The sequence below is a fragment of the Nonomuraea rhizosphaerae genome (genome assembly GCF_019396405.1).
GTDB lineage: Bacteria > Actinomycetota > Actinomycetes > Streptosporangiales > Streptosporangiaceae > Nonomuraea > Nonomuraea rhizosphaerae.
Map to the genome: position 1 here is coordinate 1 of NZ_JAHKRL010000044.1, position 20,201 is coordinate 20,201.

19 protein-coding genes are annotated in these 20,201 nt (G+C 71.3%); 11 read left to right on the plus strand and 8 right to left on the minus strand.

Features of this window, described 5'->3' with window-relative positions:
* Positions 1-148 precede the first annotated feature (148 nt).
* Positions 149-574, plus strand: a complete 426-nt coding sequence (locus KME77_RS02030; protein WP_219461031.1) for an ATP-binding protein — start codon at positions 149-151, stop codon at positions 572-574.
* A gap of 17 nt (positions 575-591) precedes the next feature.
* Positions 592-1,371, plus strand: coding sequence for an RNA polymerase sigma factor SigF (locus KME77_RS02035; protein WP_219461033.1), 780 nt, complete (start codon positions 592-594; stop codon positions 1,369-1,371).
* Here the strand turns inward: KME77_RS02035 and KME77_RS02040 are convergent.
* Complete coding sequence (locus KME77_RS02040) at positions 1,368-1,757, minus strand: hypothetical protein (protein WP_219461038.1); 390 nt, start codon at positions 1,755-1,757, stop codon at positions 1,368-1,370. The two genes, KME77_RS02035 and KME77_RS02040, sit on opposite strands and share 4 nt — an antisense overlap.
* A 294-nt stretch (positions 1,758-2,051) precedes the next feature.
* On the opposite strand from KME77_RS02040, the gene KME77_RS02045 reads away from it, so the two are divergent.
* Positions 2,052-3,032 carry a diacylglycerol/lipid kinase family protein gene (locus tag KME77_RS02045; RefSeq protein WP_219461041.1) on the plus strand — a complete coding sequence of 327 codons (981 nt, stop codon included), beginning with the start codon at positions 2,052-2,054 and terminating at the stop codon, positions 3,030-3,032.
* A 281-nt stretch (positions 3,033-3,313) separates the two neighbouring features.
* Entirely contained in the window at positions 3,314-3,568 is a 255-nt protein-coding gene (locus tag KME77_RS02050; protein WP_219461045.1) for a WhiB family transcriptional regulator, read from the plus strand.
* A 511-nt stretch (positions 3,569-4,079) separates the two neighbouring features.
* On the opposite strand, the gene KME77_RS02055 is transcribed toward KME77_RS02050, so the two are convergent.
* Positions 4,080-5,552 (minus strand): PAS domain-containing sensor histidine kinase, encoded by a 1,473-nt coding sequence (locus KME77_RS02055; protein ID WP_219461049.1) that lies wholly within the window; start codon positions 5,550-5,552, stop codon positions 4,080-4,082.
* 557 nt (positions 5,553-6,109) lie between these two features.
* On the opposite strand from KME77_RS02055, the gene KME77_RS02060 reads away from it, so the two are divergent.
* Positions 6,110-6,829: a GntR family transcriptional regulator gene (locus tag KME77_RS02060; protein WP_219461051.1), complete on the plus strand. Its 720-nt coding sequence runs from the start codon at positions 6,110-6,112 to the stop codon at positions 6,827-6,829.
* 409 nt (positions 6,830-7,238) lie between these two features.
* On the opposite strand, the gene KME77_RS02065 is transcribed toward KME77_RS02060, so the two are convergent.
* On the minus strand, positions 7,239-7,823 hold the full coding sequence (locus KME77_RS02065; RefSeq protein ID WP_219461055.1) for a hypothetical protein: 585 nt from the start codon (positions 7,821-7,823) through the stop codon (positions 7,239-7,241).
* A gap of 101 nt (positions 7,824-7,924) precedes the next feature.
* On the opposite strand from KME77_RS02065, the gene KME77_RS02070 reads away from it, so the two are divergent.
* From KME77_RS02070 to KME77_RS02090, 5 genes are all read left to right on the plus strand, one after another.
* On the plus strand, positions 7,925-8,893 hold the full coding sequence (locus KME77_RS02070) for a hypothetical protein (RefSeq protein WP_219461058.1): 969 nt from the start codon (positions 7,925-7,927) through the stop codon (positions 8,891-8,893).
* Positions 8,894-8,974: 81 nt separating this feature from the next.
* Complete coding sequence (locus KME77_RS02075) at positions 8,975-10,135, plus strand: sensor histidine kinase (protein ID WP_219461059.1); 1,161 nt, start codon at positions 8,975-8,977, stop codon at positions 10,133-10,135.
* Positions 10,136-10,214: 79 nt separating this feature from the next.
* Positions 10,215-10,868 carry a response regulator gene (locus KME77_RS02080; RefSeq protein WP_219461062.1) on the plus strand — a complete coding sequence of 218 codons (654 nt, stop codon included), beginning with the start codon at positions 10,215-10,217 and terminating at the stop codon, positions 10,866-10,868.
* The gene (locus KME77_RS02085; RefSeq protein ID WP_219461064.1) at positions 10,865-11,635 is read left to right on the plus strand and encodes a DUF4097 family beta strand repeat-containing protein; all 771 of its coding nucleotides are present in this window, start codon (positions 10,865-10,867) and stop codon (positions 11,633-11,635) included. Before KME77_RS02080 ends, KME77_RS02085 begins: the two co-directional genes overlap by 4 nt.
* Before the next feature lie 75 nt (positions 11,636-11,710).
* A complete protein-coding gene (locus KME77_RS02090) occupies positions 11,711-13,357 on the plus strand; it encodes an acetolactate synthase (protein ID WP_219461067.1) in 1,647 nt (548 codons plus the stop codon).
* Positions 13,358-13,384: 27 nt separating this feature from the next.
* Here KME77_RS02090 and KME77_RS02095 read toward each other — a convergent pair whose 3' ends face one another.
* A complete protein-coding gene (locus KME77_RS02095; RefSeq protein ID WP_219461070.1) occupies positions 13,385-15,091 on the minus strand; it encodes a serine/threonine-protein kinase in 1,707 nt (568 codons plus the stop codon).
* 244 nt (positions 15,092-15,335) lie between these two features.
* On the opposite strand from KME77_RS02095, the gene KME77_RS02100 reads away from it, so the two are divergent.
* The gene (locus tag KME77_RS02100) at positions 15,336-15,716 is read left to right on the plus strand and encodes a thioesterase family protein (protein WP_246609035.1); all 381 of its coding nucleotides are present in this window, start codon (positions 15,336-15,338) and stop codon (positions 15,714-15,716) included.
* A gap of 58 nt (positions 15,717-15,774) precedes the next feature.
* Here KME77_RS02100 and KME77_RS28975 read toward each other — a convergent pair whose 3' ends face one another.
* The 4 genes from KME77_RS28975 to KME77_RS02115 all read right to left on the minus strand — a co-directional run bounded on the left by KME77_RS28975 (position 15,775) and on the right by KME77_RS02115 (position 20,187).
* On the minus strand, positions 15,775-15,987 hold the full coding sequence (locus KME77_RS28975; protein ID WP_308250506.1) for a biotin/lipoyl-binding carrier protein: 213 nt from the start codon (positions 15,985-15,987) through the stop codon (positions 15,775-15,777).
* Positions 15,988-16,020: 33 nt separating this feature from the next.
* Positions 16,021-17,388: an acetyl-CoA carboxylase biotin carboxylase subunit gene (locus KME77_RS02105; RefSeq protein WP_308250507.1), complete on the minus strand. Its 1,368-nt coding sequence runs from the start codon at positions 17,386-17,388 to the stop codon at positions 16,021-16,023.
* Between the two features lie 184 nt (positions 17,389-17,572).
* Complete coding sequence (locus KME77_RS02110; RefSeq protein WP_219461074.1) at positions 17,573-18,835, minus strand: HD-GYP domain-containing protein; 1,263 nt, start codon at positions 18,833-18,835, stop codon at positions 17,573-17,575.
* Positions 18,832-20,187, minus strand: a complete 1,356-nt coding sequence (locus KME77_RS02115) for an HD-GYP domain-containing protein (RefSeq protein ID WP_219461079.1) — start codon at positions 20,185-20,187, stop codon at positions 18,832-18,834. The genes KME77_RS02110 and KME77_RS02115 overlap by 4 nt, the downstream gene beginning before the upstream one ends.
* Positions 20,188-20,201 lie beyond the last annotated feature (14 nt).

A 20,201-nucleotide genomic window follows, 5' to 3' on the forward strand; every position in this document is an offset into this window, starting at 1 on the left:
GGGAGACCAAGGCGGCCTAAAACGGCACATAAGGCTCTGTGCGGCGAGCCGCCGCACAGAGCCTTTTCCGTTGATGGCGAGTCTGAATCGTCCAACCGCCTCCGTGGAGCGGTAAGTTGCAGACAGCGTCGGATACGCGAGGAGGAACGTGACCGAGGAAACCGAGACGCGGACCGAGGGCGAGGCCGGCATCCGCGACGTGGTGAGCATCAGGCTCCCCGCCGCGAGCGCCTACCTGTCCGTGCTGCGTACGGCCACCGCCGGGCTGGCTGCACGGCTCGACTTCACGCTGGACGAGATCGAGGATCTGCGGATCGCGGTCGACGAGGCGTGCGCGATGCTGCTGAGCGAGGCCGTGCCCGGCACCGACCTGACCGCCGAGTTCGAGCTGACCGGGCAGGAGATGCAGGTCAGGGTCGAGGTGGCCACGGTCGGCAGCTCCGCGCCCAAGCGTGACGACTTCGCCTGGATGGTGCTGACCGCCCTGGCGGACGACGTGGAAGCGGTGATCGACTCCCCCGACCGCATGGCGATCGTCTTGCACAAGCGCCGAGGCGTGGCGAGGCCGGCGTGACGGAAAGGACTGGAGCCATGGCCACCAGCGACCACGCCGTGCCCGACAGGGTGCGGGCCCGCGTCCTCTTCGCGGAGCTGGCCGAGCTGGGTCCCGACGAGCCGCGCCGCCAGCGCATCAGGGACGAGCTGGTCGAGCTTCACCTTCCTCTGGTCGAATACCTGGCCCGCCGCTTCCGCAACCGCGGCGAGTGGCTGGACGACCTCACCCAGGTCGCCACCATCGGGCTGATCAAGTCCATCGACCGGTTCGACCTCAACCGCGGGGTGGAGTTCTCCACGTACGCGACGCCCACGATCGTCGGCGAGATCAAGCGCCACTTCCGCGACAAGGGCTGGGCGGTGCGCGTGCCGCGCCGCCTGCAGGAGCTCAAGCTCTCGCTCACCAAGGCGATCAGCGAGCTGTCGCAGCGTGAGGGCCGCGCGCCGACCGTCGCGGAGCTGGCCGCGTACCTGAAGATGACCGAGGAGGAGGTGCTGGAGGGCCTGGAGTCGGCCAACGCCTACTCGACCGTGTCCCTCGACGCGCCCGACTCCGGCGACGACGACGCGCCCGCGGTCTCCGACTCGCTCGGCATCGTGGACGAGTCGCTCGAAGGCGTCGAATACCGCGAGTCGCTCAAGCCTCTGCTCGAACGGCTGCCGCCGCGGGAGAAGCGGATCCTGCTGCTGCGTTTCTTCGGCAACATGACGCAGTCGCAGATCGCCACCGAGCTGGGCATCTCGCAGATGCACGTGTCCCGGCTGCTAGCCAGGACACTGGCCCAGCTGCGCGAGGGCCTGACGGCCGACGACTAACTCTTCGGCTGCTCGCCGTAGAGGGCTTGGGTGGTGGGGGGCGCGAGCAGCGTGCCGAGGCCGGCGACGGCCACCACGATCAGCGGGATCCCGTAGAGCGGTTGGTCCGACTGGATGAGCGTGACCGCGACGGGGAGGACGAAGATCTGGGCCAGCACGCTGGGCGACCTCCCCCACCGCTCCATCCTGTACAGACCGCCCCAGGCCACCCAGAGCAGACCGGCGCCGATCGCCACCCCGAACACCGACTCCGCCAGCGCGCTGGTGACGTCCTCGGCGGCGCCCATCAGCGTCCGCACCGCGACGTAGAGGCCCAGGGCGGTGGCCACCAGGCCCTCCAGGGCGACGACTGCGGCGGCCACGAGAAGCGTCCAAGGTCGGTTCACGTCCAAACCCTACCGGTGAGCCGCCCTGCCCCTCCGTTACCGTCGCGCCTCCGGGGAGCCGCGTGACCACGCCGGCTCGCGGCCCGTTCCCTCGATCCGGCCTGCTTCCCTCGCCCCGGCCCGTTCCCCTCAAACCGGCCCGTTTCCTTCGGACCGGCCCGTTCCCCTCGACCCGGCCTGGGCGTCCTGGGTGCGGTGACTACATCGGACGTCCGGACGTGGCGGGCGGACGGTCCCGGAAATCGTCCGGACGGACGATCAGCCGGATGTCACCCACCGGCTACCCTGAACGACATGCGCGCGATGCTCCTGGTCAACCCCAAGGCCACGACCACCAATGCCCGCAGGCGGGACGTGCTGATCCGCGCGCTCGGCGCCGCGGTGGACCTGACCGTGGAGGAGACCCGCTACCGGGGCCACGCGGCCGCGCTGGCCGCCATGGCGCACGGCAAGGGGTATGACGTGGTGGCCGTGCTCGGCGGCGACGGGACGATCAACGAGACCGTGAACGGCCTGCTCAACCCCGTCAACGGCGACATCCCGGCCTTGACCGACCCCGCTCACGAGGACGATCCGAGCGCCGGCCGGCCCGCGTTGATCGTCATCCCCGGGGGCAGCGCGAACGTGTTCGCCCGCGCCCTGGGCCTGCCGAACGACGCGGTCGACGCCACGGGCGCGGTGCTGGAGGCGCTGCGCGAGGGCCGCCGCAGGACCGTGGGATTGGGCCAGGCCCTATGGGACGGCGAAAGCCGATATTTCACGTTCTGCTCGGGGATGGGGTACGACGCCGAGGTCGTCCGGGCCGTCGAGGGCCTGCGCGGCACGGGCAGGAAGGCCACCCCGACGCGATACGTGAACACCGCCCTGCGCCACTACCTCGCCACCGACAAGCACCACGCGGCGATGACCCTGACCGGTCCCGGCATCCCGACCGCCCGCGGCGTCTACATGGCGATCATCTCCAACACCTCGCCGTGGACCTACGTGGGCACCCACCCGGTCTCCCCCACGCCGTGGGCGAGCTTCGAGACCGGGCTTGACGTGTTGGGGCTCCAACGAATGGGCCTGATTTCGCTGATGCCGGTCATCCGGCAGATCCTTACCGACCGTGACACCCTTCCGTCAGGCCGGCACCTCGTCCAGCTCCACGACGAGCCGGAGTTCACGTTGTCCGCGAGCCGCCCTGTGGCCTTTCAACTGGACGGCGACTACCTGGGTGAACGGGAGTCCGTGACATTCCGGGCTATACCGAACGCATTACAAGTTCTGGTCTAGCTGGTTACATTCGGTCATTGTGTGACGCATCCGACATCCATCGCGGCCAAAACTTCGCGTCAACCCTCTTGCGTGCACTCTCCGTGGCTGAAAGGCTCAACACTGACGTCGGAACGTAGGACCTTTAACAGCCCCACTGGTCCGATCCGGCCCGGCGCTCAGCGGGCAACCCCGGCTTCCTACAGGATCTGGGCAACTGTTCGCACTCGTTAGTGAAACTCTTCACAAAGTAGTAGCCGCACGGAGCCGACCAAAGGTTCCATCTACTAAGGAGTGAACGCATGGACTGGCGACACCGAGCCGCCTGCCGTGACGTCGACCCCGAGCTGTTCTTCCCGATCGGCAACACCGGCCCGGCGCTCATGCAGATCGAAGAGGCCAAGCAGGTGTGCCGCTCGTGCCCGGCGGTCGACCTGTGTCTGAAGTGGGCCCTTGAGTCCGGCCAGGACGCCGGCGTCTGGGGCGGCCTGAGCGAGGACGAGCGCCGCGCCCTGAAGCGCCGCACCGCCCGCGCTCGCGCACGCGCCTCCGCCTGACCCGTCCGGTCCGCTTGGTCCACCCGACCTGCACGATCGCTTGTGGGTGAAGCTCACCACGCTGGTCGCTTTCCACGTGGCTGATCACCGCTCAAGTGATCGACAACCACATCCATCCTGTACGGCAAGCATGGGCCGGCCCCAGACGCCGTACGTGCCTGAGGGCCTCCAGGGAGACGCCCTCTGACCCCGCACGTGGCCGGCCGCCGACACGCGCCCCGAAAACCCCGGACACCCGGAAAACCCCGGCAGACCGGATGACCCGGAAACACCGGCCGACCGGACACCCGGAGCACCGGGCAACCGGCACCCGGAGGCGCACCGGCCAGGGCCTGACCGCTCAGACGGTCTCACCGTCTTGTAGCGGCGGCCGACCACGTGCGGGCTCAGCGGCCGTGTCCCTGGAGGCCCCCAGCCATGTGCGGCGACTGGGTCCTCGTCGGCCTGCCGTACAGGCGACTGGGTCTTCGTCTGGGTCTTCATCAGCGTCCGGTAAGACGAGAGGCCCCACTCACGCGGCGGGGAGCGGGATCGACAGCGTGACCTCCGTGCCGCCCCCCAGCCGGGGCTCGATGGACAGTTTCCCCGACAGCTCCCCCACCACCAGCGTGCGGACGATCTGCAGCCCCAGGCTCGTCGAGTTGTCCAGGTCGAAGTCCGGCGGCAGCCCGAGCCCGTCGTCCCAGACCACCACGTTCAGGCGCTCGGGGGCGGGGTTGACCACCACCTGCAGCCGCCTCGGACGGCCGTGCTGCAGCGCGTTCTGGAGGAGCTCCGTGAGGGCCATCGCCAGCGGCGTCGCGATCAGCGACGGCAGCGTCCCGAACCCGCCCACCCGACGCGGTGTCACCGCCGCCTCCGGCGCCGAGACCTCGCCCGCCATCGCGATCACCCGGTCGGCGATGTCGTCGAAGTCCACGAACTCCTCCGGCGCGTGAGAGAGCGTCTCGTGCACGATCGCGATCGAACCGACCCGCCGCACCGCCTCCTCCAGCGCCTCGCGCCCCTCGGGGACGCGCAGCCGGCGCGCCTGGAGGCGCAGGAGGGCGGCGACGGTCTGCAGGTTGTTCTTGACGCGGTGGTGGATCTCGCGGATGGTCGCGTCCTTGGTCATCAGCTCGCGTTCGCGGCGGCGCAGCTCGGTCACGTCGCGGATGAGCACGAGCGCGCCGATGCGGCCGCCGCCGACGATCAGCGGGATGGCCCGGAGCTGCACGATCGTGCCGCCGGACTCGACCTCGGTCTCCTTGGCCGCCCGCCCGCTGGCCACGATCATCAGGTCTTCGTTGATCGGCTCGTCGGAGTAGCACAGGGTGGCGGTCACCCGGCCCAGCTCGGCCCCGACGAGGTCGGCGTGCAGGCCGAGCCGCCGGTAGGCGGACAGGGCGTTCGGCGAGGCGTAGGTCACCCTGCCGGCCCTGTCGAGCCGCAGCAGCCCGTCGCCGACGCGCGGCGAGCGGACCAGGATCGGCTCCTCGCCGGAGAACGGGAAGCGCCCCTCGGCGACCATCTGCGCGAGGTCGGAGGCGCTCTGCAGGTAGGTCAGCTCCAGGCGCGAGGGGGTGCGCGCGGAGGACAGGTTCGTGGAGCGCTGGATCACCGCGAGGAACCTCGCCTCGCCGACCGCGTCCACCCTGCGCACGGGGATGGTCTCCTCGCGCACGGGCACGCCCGTGGACCAGTCGGGGTCGCCCTCTCGGCAGATGCGACGCTCGTTCCAGGCCGTGTCGATCAGGTAGCGCTCACCCTTGGCGGCGACGGAGCCGACGATGTCGTCGTGGTAGACGGTGGGGCCGGTGGTGGGACGCATCTGCGCGATCGCGATCCAGCCGCCGCCCTCGCCCTGGAGCGGCGCCCACAGGATGAGGTCGGCGAACGACAGGTCGGCCAGCAGCTGCCAGTCGGAGACCAGCGAGTGCAGCCAGTCGAGGTCCGCCGCGTCGAGCGCGGTGTGGCGGACGACGAGGTCGCTGAGAGTCGGCACGAGTGCATCATGCGTGCTTCCCGGCGTTACAGCCAAACCGGCGCCCTGCCCCGGCGCCGGTCACCGGCCGCCCGTCAGCGCCGGGACGCGGCACGGCGCTGTGCTGCGGAAAGCCGCCTCGTACGCCATGTCCGCGCCCGTCGGGAAAGCCCGCGTGCCGGAGTGAGGTCATCCGCCGATTTTCGGGAATCTCACAATGTGAAAACTGTCACACCGTCCCATTCGCCGGACCCTCATGGCGAGGCCGCGCCGGAGGTGATCGACACGTCGACGGGCAGAGCGACAAGCGCTTCGGCGAGCGCGCCGACGGGCATACCGCGTGCTCAGGCGGCCCGCCGGTGCGCGGTTGCGGCCGTACGCGTGACTGTGGATATCCTTCACCATCAACCTGAGCTGCCCGAACCGGCAAGTATCACGGCGGGCGAGCCCGGTCTGCGGACGAGCGAGCCTGTGCCCGTTATGCGCCGGTGGTTGACCGCTCGGGCCATTCTGAGTTCGGATGATCTCGCGGTGACCAGAGACGCCCTCACCGCCGTGGCAGAAGTGAAGGTGAGAGCGTGACGGACGACGGCCCTCGCGTACCGAAGTACTACGACGTGAAACGGAGCCTGCTCGAGCTCACCAAGAGCCTGTCCCCCGGCACGGCTCTGCCTCCCGAGCGGGCGCTGGCCGTGCGCTTCGAGACCTCACGCACGACGGTTCGCCAGGCGCTGACCGAGCTGGTCGTCGAGGGGCGGCTGCTGCGCATCCAGGGCAAGGGCACGTTCGTCGCCCAGCCGAAGGTGGCACAGGTGCTGCAGCTCACCTCGTACATCGGCGACCTGCGCACGGCCGGGCTCGAACCGGACACCAAGATCCTGGAGATCGGCTACATCACCGCCGACGAGGCGCTGGCCCGGCGGCTGGCCATCAACCCGGGCGGGCGCGTGCTGCGCATCCACCGGCTGCGGCTGGCCAACGGCGAGCCGGTGTCGATCGACACCACCCACCTGTCCGCGCGCCGCTTCCCGCGGCTGCGGCGCGAGCTGGAGGTGCACGCGTCGCTGTACGAGACGCTGCACAACGCCTACAACGTGCGGCTGACGGACGCCGAGGAGATCATCGAGACCGTGCTCGCCACGCCGTACGACGCCAAGGCGCTGGGGGTCGACGTCGGCCTGCCGATGCTGCTGCTGACCCGCCACGCCTTCGACGCCGACGGCAACCCGGTCGAGTGGGCGCAGTCGCTGTACCGCGGCGACCGGTACAAGTTCGTCACCCGGCTGCGGCGGCCATAGCCCCCTTTTTTCTCCTGTACGGCAGGCCGACGAGGACCCAGTCGCCGCACATGGCCGGCGGCCTCCAGGGACACGGCCGCTGAGCCCGCACGGGGCCGGCCGCCGCTACAAGACGGTGAGACCATTTGAGCGGCCGGCCGACACCCGGCGGCCCCGTCGGCCGACCCCTGCTTGAGCGGCCGGCCGACACCTGCTCGGACGGTCGGCCGCCCCTCGCCGGAACGGTCAGCCGACACCGGTCTGAACGGACGGCCGATACTCGCTGAACGCCCGGCGCCAGGCCCTGTAGGCGGCTCTCGGCGGCGCGAACACCGTTCCCGAGCATCTGTGGTGGCCCCTCGATGAACGCCCGCTCAGCGAGGCGCTCCGGCCCCCGCGCGAACTCCGGCGACACGCACAACCACGACTTCTAATCGCAGGTGACCTCGGGCACGTCGCAGAGCTTCACCGTCATCCGCTCCGCCTTGTCGATCAGGCCCCTGAAACGGTTGACCGGCAGGCTCCTGGTCGGCCAGGCGGACTCTCCGGCGACGTAGATCGCGGCCCCCCGCCGCACCGCCACCGCGTGCTCGCCGTTCTCGAAGAAGCGGCCGCCCGCCCGCAGTCCCTCGTCCCCCACGTCCAGCGGCTTGGTGAAGTAGCGGTCCCGGAAGTAGCCCTTCCCCATGTCCGCGCAGCGCGACAGGTCGGCCCGCAGGCCGCGCATCGCCTTCCGCGCGGCGGGGATGGACCGGTAGACGATCACCTGCTCGTACTTGAAGCTGTCCTCCGACGTGTAGTGCACCATCCGCGCCGCCAGCCGGTCCCCGGCCGGGGCGGTGTTCCGGTCGCACGGGTTCGGCTGGAGCGGGAGCCGCTTCGACTCCGTGGTCCGGTAGGTCTCCCACGCCTTCGCGGGCGGGTGGGTCTCCAGGAAGAGCAGCCCGTCGGGCAGGGTGCCCGGCCCTGCCGCCATCACCGTGGCGAGCGCCACGGATACCCCCGTCAGTAACATCAGAACCTCCCTCTCGTTCCCCTTTCACATGAGATGTCCGGCAAAGACGATTCGTTCGTATATTTCGGGACTTGTGGCGGCAGGCGGGTGAGAATCTGCACATGGCAAAGGCGATCGAACAACCCGTTCCCGGCATCACGGTCGGCCACGCTCTCCTCGCGCGCTCCAAAGGCGCGGCCCAGTCGGTGGACAAGATCGTTCACGACGGCGACACGATCAACATCGCGGCCGACGGCAACTTCGGCGTGCGCTTCCTGGGCGTCGACGCCCCCGAGGTCAGCTTCGAGCTGCCCCGCAACCCCGACTTCCCCGACTTCCCCAAGGGCTTCGTCCCCATCGAGAACCCGGCCTGGACGACGTTCCTCACCGACCCGTTCGAGAAGGGCTACCCGGACCTGACGCTGCGCGCGGCCCTGCACGCGTACTTGCTGACCAGGCTGGGCCCGCTCGCCGCGGCCAACCACGCGGCCCACGCGGCGCCGGCCACGCAGGCGCTCAGGACGATGATGAAGCTCGACATCACCGAGCAGGGCCTCACCGACGAGACGTTCAAGATCAGGCTGGCCTTCGCGCACGAGATCCTCGACAGGTACGGCCGGCTGCTCTGCTACGTCAACCGCGACCAGCACGAGAAGCCCCGCCCGGACCCGTACAACGAGCGGCTGCTGGCGGCCGGGCACGTGGTCCCCTACTTCATCTGGCCCAACGTGGACCCCTTCGTCCGGCAGGAGGGGCGGCTGTTCGACGCGGTGCCCCCGCCGGGCGGCGCCAGGAGGATCGCCGAGGCGGGCGCGCTGGGCCGGGCCAGGGCCGCCGTGCGACGGGCCAGGGAGGGCGGCCTGGGCCTCTGGGACCACGCGAACCCGCTCATGCTGCTGCCGTTCGAGCTGCGCTTCCTGGCCCAGCGCCGGGCGCCCGACCGCTACGTCCTCGACCTGTCGGACAACGCCAGGGAGCTGCTGCACCCGCAGAGCTACTTCCGCGTCCCGAACGCCGAGGACCGGCTGTACGTCAACGCCGAGCACGCCCCGCTCTTCCACGAGAAGGGCTGGTCCGTTCCGCCGCTCTGAGAAGGGTGGGGTTAGCCCCACCCTTCAGGCGGACACCAGGCCCATTCCGCGTACCCCCCGCTGGTCAATACGGTTGCAGACATGAAAGTCCCCCGCCCGTGGTCGGCACGCGCCTGGCTCGACACGGCGCATGTCGTGATCGGGCTGCCCGTCGGCATGGCGCTCGCCGGGCTGACCGTCGTGTCGATCGCCCTCCCGCCGTTGCTCCGCCGCGGCCTGCCGATCTACACGCGGGTGCAGCGCTCCCGCTTCGAGGCGTTCCTGGGCGCGCGCATCCCGCCGGCGCTCTCGCCGATCACCTGGGGCAATCGCGCCACCTGGCGGCAGGTCGGCTACCACCTGCTCTCGCCGTGGGTGGGGCTGGCCGGGGCGTTCCTGGTCGCGGCGGTGTGGTCGGCGGCGGTGGTCGGGCTGACGGCGTTCGTGCAGCCGGCGTTGCAGCCGCCGCCGCAGGAGTTCCTGTTCGACCTGCGCAACCCGATGGTGGCCTCGATCTACGTGGCCGTCGGGGCCGTGCTGCTGCTCGTCGCGCCGATCCTGGCCAGGGGGATGGCCCACCTCGACCTGGCGGTGGCGCGCACGCTGCTCGGGCCCAGCCGCCACGAGCTGAGCCGGCGGATCGAGACGCTGAACGAGAGCCGCGCGGGCGTGATCGACGCGGCCGACGCCGAGCGGCGGCGCATCGAGCGAGACCTGCACGACGGCGCCCAGCAGCGGCTCGTCTCCCTGGCCATGAACCTCGGGCTGGCCCGTGCCACCCTCACCGACCTGCCCGAGCCCGCCCGCGAGGCGCTCGAACAGGCACACGAGGAGGCCAAGCAGGCGCTCAAGGAGCTGCGCGACTTCGTCCGCGGCCTGCATCCCGCCGTGCTCAACGACCAGGGGCTGGACGCGGCGCTCTCCGGCGTCGCCGCCCGCGCCCCCTTCCCGGTGCGCCTGCACGTCGACATCGAGCGGCGCGCCTCCCCGACCATCGAGGCGGTGGCGTTCTTCATCGTGTCGGAGGCGCTGACCAACATCGCCAAGCACGCGGCGGCCACCAAGGCCGAGGTCAGCGTGGTGCGCGAGCGCGGGCGGCTGCGGCTGCTCGTCTTCGACGACGGCTGCGGCGGGGCCGCGCTCGACGGCGGCACGGGGCTGCGCGGCCTGGTCCAGCGGGTCGACTCGGTCGACGGGACGCTGCACCTGTCCAGCCCGCTCGGCGGCCCGACGACGATCGAGGTGGACCTGCCGTGCGAGTAGCCCACCCCGGTCCGCTGACACCCGGCGTCATGACGCCCGACGTGACGATGCCCGACGTGATGACGAACGTGGAGATGATGTGCGAGTAGTGCTGGCCGAAGACTCCGTGCTGCTGCGCGAGGGCCTCATCCGGCTCCTCGACGCCGCCGGGATGCGGGTGGTGGCGGCCGTCGACGAGGCCGAGGGCCTGCTGCGCGCCGCCGAGGAGCACCGCCCCGAGCTGGTGGTCACGGACGTGCGGATGCCGCCCACGCACACCGACGAGGGCCTGCGGGCGGCTCTCGTGCTGCGCCGCGAGCACCCCGAGATGCCGGTGCTGGTCCTGTCCCAGTACGTGGAGGAGCGCTACGCGGCCCGGCTGCTGGCCTCCTCCAGCGGCGGCGTCGGCTACCTGCTCAAGGACCGGGTGGCCGACGTGACGGACTTCATCGACGCCCTGCGCAGGGTGGCGGCGGGCGGCACCGCGCTGGACCCCGAGGTCGTCTCCCAGCTCCTGCTGCGCGGCCACAGCGACCCCCTGGACCGGCTGACGCCCCGGGAGGGCGAGGTGCTCAAGCTGATGGCCGAGGGCCGCTCCAACGCCGGCATCGGCCAGGAGCTGGTGCTCAGCGAGGGCGCGGTGGGCAAGCACATCGGCAACATCTTCGCCAAGCTCGACCTGTCCCCGGCCGAGGGCGATCACCGCAGGGTCCTGGCCGTCCTGCAGTTCCTCAAGATCAGGAGCCTGTCATGAGGGCCTTGTGGCTGATCTCGGGCGCCTTGGCGACGGTGTTCGCGCTGCTGCTGGGCACGGGGCTGCTCTGGGCCGGTTTCGCCAAGGCCCGGCCGCCGACCGAGTACACCCGCAGGGTCATCCCGTTCAAGCTGTCGGAGCTGCGCCTGATGACAGGAGCGGGCGGCGTGAACGTGATGATCGCGGCGGGCGAGGCGGGCGAGCTGGTCCTGGAGCGGTCGCTGCGCTGGTCGGAGCAGCGGCCGACGGTCGACGAGCCCTGGGACGGCAAGACGCTCACGCTCGACGCGTCCTGCCCCGACACGCACAGGGAGCAGCCGCCGATCTGCGACGCCGACTACACCCTGTTCGTGCCCATGGAGACCGACATCGAGGCGACGTCGGTCAACGGCCTCATCAGCGTCAACAGCCTCTACGGCGACGTCACGCTGACGTCGGAGTCCGGCGACCTGGAGGTGTCCGACGCGACGGGCACCGTGCACGTCAGGAGCGGCTCGGGCAGCGTCCGCGGCAGGCAGCTGACCAGCGCCCAGACGGACGTGGAGACCGGCTCGGGCCGGGTCGACCTGTCCTTCGACGCGGCGCCGACGAAGGTCCGCGCGGTCGTCAGGACCAAGGGGAACGTCTCCCTGATGCTCCCCCACGGCCCCTACGACGTGACGGCGGAGGCCAAGGAGTCCGAGATCACCGTCGACAAGGACCCCACTTCACCAAGAAAGGTGATCATTGACGCGAAAAGGGGCTTCGCACTGGTCTGGGGGATCTGACGAGCAGGACGGGGATCCCGGTACCCGCTGATGGACATCTGTTTACTCCGGTGACTCGTTGGTAAGTTCCCGGGCATGGAGTCTGCGAAGCATGCCGGTGACGCCGCTGTCGCCGTGTCCAAGGCCTATGGTGTCGAGACGATGTTCACGCTGTCGGGAGGGCACGTCTTCCCGCTCTACGACGGCGCCGTGCACGAGGGCATGCGCATCCTCGACGTGCGCCATGAGCAGAGCGCCGTGTTCGCCGCGGAGGCGACGGCCCGGTTGACCAGGAAACCGGGGCTGGCCGTCCTGACCGCGGGGCCCGGCATCACCAACGGCGTGAGCGGGGTCGCGACCGCGCACTTCAACGGCTCCCCGGTGGTCGTCATGGGCGGGCGGGCGCCGCGTTCGCGCTGGGGCAGCGGGGCGTTGCAGGAGATGGACCACCCGCCGCTGCTCGGCCCGATCACCAAGCTGGCGTTCACCGCGACCGGGGCCGACTCGATCGGCCAGGACGTGGAGATGGCCTTCCGCACCGCCGTCGCGCCGCACCGGGGGCCGGTCTTCCTCGACTACTACATGGACGACCTGTTCGCGGCCTCGCCCGAGCACCACGTCGAGACGCAGTCCCCCTCGCCGCTCGAACCCGACCCCGACAGCCTGCGCGCCATCGCCAGGCTGCTCGCCGAGGCCGAGCGCCCGGTGCTGGTGTACGGGTCGGACGTGTGGATGGACCGGGCCGAGGAGGCCGCCCGCGACTTCGCCGAGAACTGGCGGCTACCGGTCATCCCCAACGGCCAGGGCCGCGGCATCCTGCCCGCCGGGCACGAGCTGCTCGTCACCCGCGCCCGCGGCCAGGCCTTCGCCCAGGCCGACCTGGTCATCGTGGTCGGCACGCCGCTCGACTTCCGGCTCGGTTACGGCTGGTTCGGCGGCAAGCAGGGCGCCGCGCCCGCCAAGGTCGTGCACATCGCCGACGCGCCGTCGCAGCTGTCCACGCACGCCGAGACGGTCGCCTCCGCCGCCGGCGACCTGTCCGTGGTGCTCTGGGGCCTCGGCACGGCCTGCGGCGACGCGGGCGTCAAGCCCACCGCGTACGCGGACTGGCTGTCGCGGCTGTCGCAGGCCGCGGCCAAGGCGATCGCCGACGACGCCGGCCTGCTGGCCGCCGACTCCGACCCGATCCACCCGATGCGCATCTACGGCGAGCTGGCCAAGGTGCTGGCCGACGACGCCGTGGTGATCGGCGACGGCGGCGACTTCGTCTCGTACGCGGGCAAGTACGTCGAGCCGAAGCAGCCCGGCAACTGGCTCGACCCCGGCCCCTACGGCTGCCTCGGCACCGGTCTCGGCTACGCCATGGCGGCCCGCCTGGCCCGGCCGTCGTCGCAGGTGGTGCTGCTGCTCGGCGACGGCGCGGCCGGGTTCTCGCTCATGGACGCCGACTCGCTCGTGCGCCACGGCCTGCCGGTCGTCATGATCTGCGGCAACAACGGCATCTGGGGGCTGGAGAAGCACCCCATGCAGATGCTGTACGGCTACGACGTGGCCGCCGAGCTGCAGCCGCAGTGCCGTTACGACCAGGTGGTGACGGCGCTGGGCGGCGGCGGCGAGCTGGTCACCCAGCCGTCGGAGATCGGTCCCGCGCTGCGTCGCGCGTTCGACTCCGGCGTGCCGTACATGGTGAACATCGCCACCGACCCGCAGGTCGCCTACCCTCGCGCGACCAGCGGCATCTGACGTAGATCGGCGACGGCCCCGCCCCGGCTACCGCGCCCCGCCGAGCGTCGGCGTGGGCGTCGGGGTGGGCGAGGGCGGGCAGGGGCCGCCGTCGACGACGACGATCTTGACCGGCTTGTTCACCGGGTGCCACGTGCCCCCGTCGGGGAACGACTGACCGATGCGGCCGCAGGCCTTCCCGCCCGCCTCAGGGGTGGTCTGGTCGTCGACCCTGATCTGGAAGCCCACCGCCTGCAGGCGCTGGGTGGCCGCGGCGAACGGCAGGTCCAGCAGGCTCGGCACCTGCTTCTTCTTGATCGTGGGGGTCGGCGACGGCGACGGGCTCTTCGTCGAAGGCGTGGAGGAGGGCGTGGAAGGCGTCGCCTCCGGGGTCTCCTCCTCCGTCGGTTCCACGGTCGGCTTGGTGATGGTCGGCTCGTGCGTGGTCGGCCTGGGCTTGGGGCGCTTGGTCCGGGTCGTCGGGGTGGCCGAGACGATGGGCGTGGAGTTGGCCACGTCGCTCGTGCCGCTGGTCGGCTGGTCGCTCGGGTCGTCGTTCGCCATGCCCGTCAGCGCGACCGCGCCGGCGCCCGCGCCGAGCACGACCGCGGCCACGATCCCGGCGATGAGGCCGCCTCTGCGGGGCGCCTTCGCGCCGCCCGCGCGCCGGCCGCCCTGTCGCGGCCCGGCCATCGTCGTGGCGTCGGGGCCCCCTGGCTGCGGGCCTGACTGGTACTGGCTCGGCCCGTACTGGCCGGTCTGATGCGGGCTCGTCTGGTAGGAGCCCGTCTGGTACGAGGCTGCCTGGTGCGCCCCGGTCTGGTACTGGTGCGCGCCGGTGGGCGGCGGGCCGGCCTGCTGGGAACCCGTCGGGTACCCCTCCATCGGCTGGGCCATGGTGGCGCCGGTGGACGGCGCGACCGGCTCGGCCGGCGGCACCTCGCCCGCCGCGATCATGCGGGCGGTGTCGCTCATCGCCTTGGCGGTCGGGTAGCGGGCCAGCGGGTCCTTCTGCAGCGCCCGCTCGACCAGCGCGCGCACGGGCGCCGGGACGTCGGGCGGCAGTGGCGGCGGGGCCTCGCGGATGTGCTTGAGCGCGATGGTGACGGCGCTGTCGCCGTCGAACGGCCGCTGCCCCACCAGGCACTCGTAGGCCACCACGCCGAGCGCGTACGTGTCGACGGCGGGCGTCACGGGGGCGCCTTCGGCCTGCTCGGGCGCGCAGTAGGCGGCGGTGCCGAGCACCATGCCGGCGTCGGTGAGCCGGCTGGCCACGTCGGAGCGGGCGATGCCGAAGTCGGTCAGCACGAGCGTGCCGTCGCGCTGGACCAGCAGGTTGCCCGGCTTCACGTCACGGTGCACGATCCCCTGTTCGTGCACGGCGTGGAGCGCGGAGGCGGCCTGCGCGATCAGCTCCATGGCGGGCTGCGGCGGGATGCGGCCCAGCCGTCCCAGCAGCTTGTCGAGCGGCTCCCCGTCGACGAACTTCATCACCAGGTAGACGGTGTCGCCGCTGACGCCGTAGTCGTAGACGTCGACGACACCTGGGTGGTTGATCGTCGCCATCGCCCTGGCCTCGGCCTGGAACCGCGCGACGAACCCGGGGTCGTCCATGCGCCCGGGCAGCAGCACCTTGACGGCGACGGTGCGCGCCAGCACGATGTCCTCGCCCCGCCACACCTCGCCCATGCCACCGGCGCCGATGCGGGTGTCCAGGCGATACCGCCCCGCCAGCGTCGTTCCTTGGGCTACCATGACTCCCCCGTTACCCCCTACCTCTACAACCTCTCCCACCCCGTGGGTACTCCAACAAAGCGAACTTGTGTCGCGGTGAGATAACACAGAGGTCACGGAACTTCGAGAGTGTACGACTCGCGAGTCCCACATGCCACTTGAATGTCGTTAGTCGTACAAACCCTATCCTGCGGCCTTCTGACCGTGCTTGTCCGCGTTTCTGCGAGATCAGAGGCGTGACAGTGGTCGCAGTAGGCTGACGGACATGACGCTCGCACCGGGTCTTCGCTCCCAGTTGCTCATCATGGTCGAGCGGTCGGACACCGCCGAGAAGATCGGCAGCGGTGACGTCCCCGTGCTCGCCACACCGCGGCTGCTCGCCCTCGCCGAGATGACGACCGTCGCGGCGGTCCGGCCGCACCTCGCCCCCGGCGAGACGTCGGTCGGCACCAAGGTCGAGCTGGCGCACCTGGCGGCCAGTCCGCTCGGCACCCACGTGGAGATCAGCGCCGAGCTGACCGAGGTGGACGGCAGGCGGCTGGTCTTCGCCTTCGAGGCCCGCGACAAGCACGCGGTCGTCGGCCGGGGCACGATCGAGCGGGTGGTGGTCGACCGCGCCAAGTTCCTCGACCGGGCGAGCCGCTGATACCACGCGAGCCGGTGAGGCGGGCGAGCCGCTGAAGCGGGGCCGGGCCGGCCGGCAGCTATTCGATCACGGCGATCAGGTCGCCCTCCTGGATCACGTCGCCCTCTTTGACCTTGAGCTGCGCGACCACACCGTCCTCCTCGACCAGCACCGGGATCTCCATCTTCATGGACTCCAGGATGACCAGCGTGTCGCCGTCGGTGACGGTGTCGCCCTCCTCGACGACGACCTTCCAGACGTTCGCCACCATCTCCGCGCGTACCTCAGCCACAGCGACTCCCCTCTATCCGATGAACCAACAATGTCATGCGCGCGGGGCGCGCATCCGCTCCACGAGGCCCGTGTCATAGTCGCCGCTGACAAAATCACGGGTGTCCAGCAGCTCGGTGAGGAACGGCAGGTTGTTCCTGGGGCCCTGCACGACGAAGCCCGCGACGGCCTCGCGTCCCCGCGCCAGCGCCTCCTCGCGGCTCGCGCCGAGGACGCAGAGCTTGGCCAGGAGGGGATCGTAGAACGGCGTGACCGTGTTGCCCTCCTCGTAACCGGAGTCCACCCGGACGCCCTCGCCGGTGGGCTCCCGCCAGGCGGTGATCCTGCCGGGGCCGGGCAGGAACCGCTCGGGGTCCTCGGCGTACACGCGGAACTCGATGGCGTGCCCGGAGACCACCGCCTCCACCTCGGGGCTCTCGCCCGCGGCCACCCGGAGCTGCAGCTCGACCAGGTCGAGGCCGGTGACCAGCTCGGTGACCGGGTGCTCCACCTGGAGCCTGGTGTTCATCTCCAGGAACACGAAGTCCTGCTCCCGGGCGTCCACCAGGCACTCGACGGTGCCCGCCCCCAGGTAGCCGACGGCCTGCCCGGCCCGCACGGCCGCGGCCAGCATGCGCTCACGCAGCTCGGGCGTGACGCCGGGCGACGGGGACTCCTCGACGACCTTCTGGTGGCGGCGCTGCACGGAGCAGTCGCGCTCGCCCAGCGCCACGACGCGGCCGCCGGGCAGGCCGAGGATCTGCACCTCGACGTGGCGGGCCCGCTCGGCGTAGCGCTCCAGCAGGACGGCCGGGCCGTCGAGCGCGTCGCCGCCGGCGAACCTGGCCGCCGCCCGCGCCGCCCGCTCGAACGCCTTGGCCAGCCCCGCGTCGTCGCGGGCGAGGCCCATCCCGATGCCGCCACCGCCGCCCGCGGCCTTGACCATGACGGGGTAGCCGATCCGCTCGGCGGCGCGCAGCGCCAGGTCGAGGTCGGTGACGGGCTCCCTGGTCCCGGCCGCGACGGGGACGCCGGCCGCCTCCATGAGGTTGCGGGCGTTGATCTTGTCACCCATCCGCTCGACGGCCTCCGGCGCGGGGCCGATCCAGACCAGCCCGGCGTCGAGGACGGCCCTGGCGAACGCCGCGTTCTCGGCGAGGAACCCGTACCCGGGGTGGATCGCGCGCGCCCCGGTGGCCCTGGCGGCCGCCAGCACCTTGGCGACGTCGAGGTAGCTGGCCCGCGGGTCGGCCGGGCCGATCAGCACGGCCTCGTCGGCCTCCCGCACGTAGGGCAGGCCGGCGTCGGCCTCGGAGTGGACGACGACGGCCCGCAGGCCCAGCCGCCTGACGGTCCGGACGATCCGCCGGGCGACCTCTCCCCGATTCGCCACCAGCACGGACCCCAGCGCCTCCGTAAGCACCCGCCCACCCTACGGCGAGCGCTGTCGCTGGGAACGATCTTTTTTCCGGTACGGCAAGCCGCCCCCACCGCCACCCACCGCACGTGGCTGAGGGCCTCCAGGAATACGGCCGCTGACCGGATGACGGCTCAGCGCCGTTACGCGCGAATCCTCAGCCGGTGGCAGGGGCAGGCACGGCGGTTGTTCACAGTTTGTGGATGGCCACGCGGTTGACGACCTTGGTCATCGCCTCGATCGTGGCGAGGTCGTAGGCCGTGCCGGCCGCCAGGCGGAGCCTCTCCAGGGCGGCGCCGCCCCGGTCCCTGTCGGCCGAGCCGCCCACCAGGTCGTCGTAGGCGTTGGCGGCCTTGATGATCCTGCTGGACAGCGGAGGATCCTCGGCGATCTGGTCGCACTGGCGGCGGACCAGCTCGGCGACCCGGTCGAGGACGCCGGTCTGCTTGATGACCTCGGCGCCCAGCTCGGCGATCCGCCTGGCCTGGATCGGGTCGGCCAGGACGGTGGCGCCGCCGGGAATGGGGTCGCGCAGCGAGAGCTGGCCGATGTCGTGCATGAGCGCCGCGTACTCCAGCTCCAGCAGCTCCGGCTCGGCCATGCCCAGCTCCCTGCCGATGGCCACCGCCAGGCGGCTGACGCGGCGGGAGTGGCCGGGCTCGACGTAGCCGCCGACCTCGGTGACCCGCGACAGCGCTCGTACCGTCTGCAGGTAGGTCGCCCGGATGCCGGCGTACTTCCGGAAGGCGACCTGGGTGACCAGCAGCGGAGCGGCGAAGACCAGGAGCGCGACCAGGTCCATGCTGTGGGTGGCCAGCGCGAGCAGGACCCCCGAGGCGGCCACGGCGGCGCCCAGCGGGAAGGCCATGTTGAGCTCGTCGCGGACGGCGACCTTGAAGGCGGTGCGGACCTGTTCGGCGCGGAGCATCGCGGCGATCAGGACGTCGATCAGCAGCGTGAGCGTGATGAGCGTGACCATGACGCCGAGCGCGGGCCACCAGGTCCTGGTGGGGTCCTGGGTGAGCCGGTAGAGGGGGTCGGCCAGCGGGCGGAAGGCGAAGGCGAGCAGAGCGCCGGTCAGCAGGCGGCGGGCCATGGCGTCCAGGCGCGGCGGGCGGCCGACGGCCAGGTGCGGCAGCGCGCCGGCGATCATGCCGACCGCGATCACGGCCACCACCTGGAGCGCGGTGTGCCGCAGCGGCTTGTCGCTGAGGTCGAGCAGCATCGTGTAGCCGAGCGCGGCGGCGGCGCCGATGGGCGCGACCTCGCGGTTGCCCGGCATGGTGAGCCGGGCCAGCTCGCCGACCGCGATGAGCGCGCCGAAGCCGATCGCGATCTCCGGCCGGTCGAGCCCGATGGCGGCCATGTGGGCCACGCCGGCCACCGCGACGAGGCCGGCCCCGCAGATGAGCAGCAGCTGCCCGGAGTCGAGGCTCTGGAAGGCGCGTGTCACGGCCCGCTCACCACTTCGATCGGCATGGTCGGGTCGTCGTGGTCCTTGATCGGGGTCTCGCTCGCCTCGGGCGGCGGCGCCTCGACGCGGCGCGGCGGCTGCCACGGCTCACGTTCGAGCGCCCTGGCGAAGGCCGCCACCATGACCGGGTCGAACTGGGTGCCCGCGTTCTTGCGCAGCTCCTCGACCGCCACCTCGACGGGCCGGGCGTTGCGGTAGGAGCGGTCGGAGGTCATCGAGTCGAAGGCGTCGGCCACCGCGATGATCCTGGCGAACTCGGGGACCTCGTCGGCCGCCAGCCCCATCGGGTAGCCCTTGCCGTCGTGGCGCTCGTGGTGGTGCATGATCCCGGCGTAGGCCTCGTCGAGGAAGTCGATGCCGCGCACGATCTCCAGCCCGCGCATCGGGTGCAGCTGGATCGCGGCGAACTCCTCCTCGGTCAGCGCCCCCTCCTTCTGCAGCACCTTGGTCGGCACGCCGAGCTTGCCGACGTCGTGCAGCATGCCCGCGTAGCGGATGGCGCGCAGCCGCTCCAGGCCCATGCCGATCTCCTGGGCGATCATCGAGGAGGCCAGCGACACGCGGGTGCAGTGGCCCCGCGTGTAGTAGTCCTTGGTCTCGACCGCCTGGCACAGGGCGGCGATCGTGGCGTCGTAGGAGCGCTGCTGCGCGTGGTACTGGCCGAAGGCCCAGCGGGCCACGAACAGCGGCAGCAGCACCAGCACCGCCGAGATCGACTGCACCGTCGCCCACAGCCCGGCCACCAGCAGCCCGAACGTGCCGTAGCCCAGGTAGGACAGCAGGAACTGGGCGCCGCCGCGCAGCGGCACCTCCATGGCCCGCACCGTGGTGGCCAGCCGGATCATGGTCAGCGTGAGCACGATGTTCAGCGGCACGAACACGCCCGTGGCGGCCGCGTACGGCCCGATGAGGTCGTCGAAGGCGTTGACGTCGGGCACCCCCGTGACGCCGCCCAGCCACTGGTAGACCCAGCCCGCCGCGTAGCCGCAGATCGCGAACTGCGCCCCGTTGAACAGCCGCTTGATCAGTGGGAGCCCCGGCCGGACGCTGAACACCGCGGTGAACCCCACCAGCGCCGCGCCCTCCGGCCCCATCAGCACGACGGCGGCCAGCGCGGCCGAGAAGCTCACCGAGACGGCGAACTGCTCGACGTTCAGGAGCGTCGGCATCGACTCGCAGACCAGGAACAGCAGCGCGAGCACCAGCAGGATGCCCAGCTCGTCGGGCTCCACCAGGTGCCCGGAGGTGATCAGGCTGCGCCCGATGAGCGCGGTCGCCGCCCCGATGACGGCGACGAGGTAGACCTTCGCAGGCCACGGCAGGTCACGCATTGCGGCACTCCAGG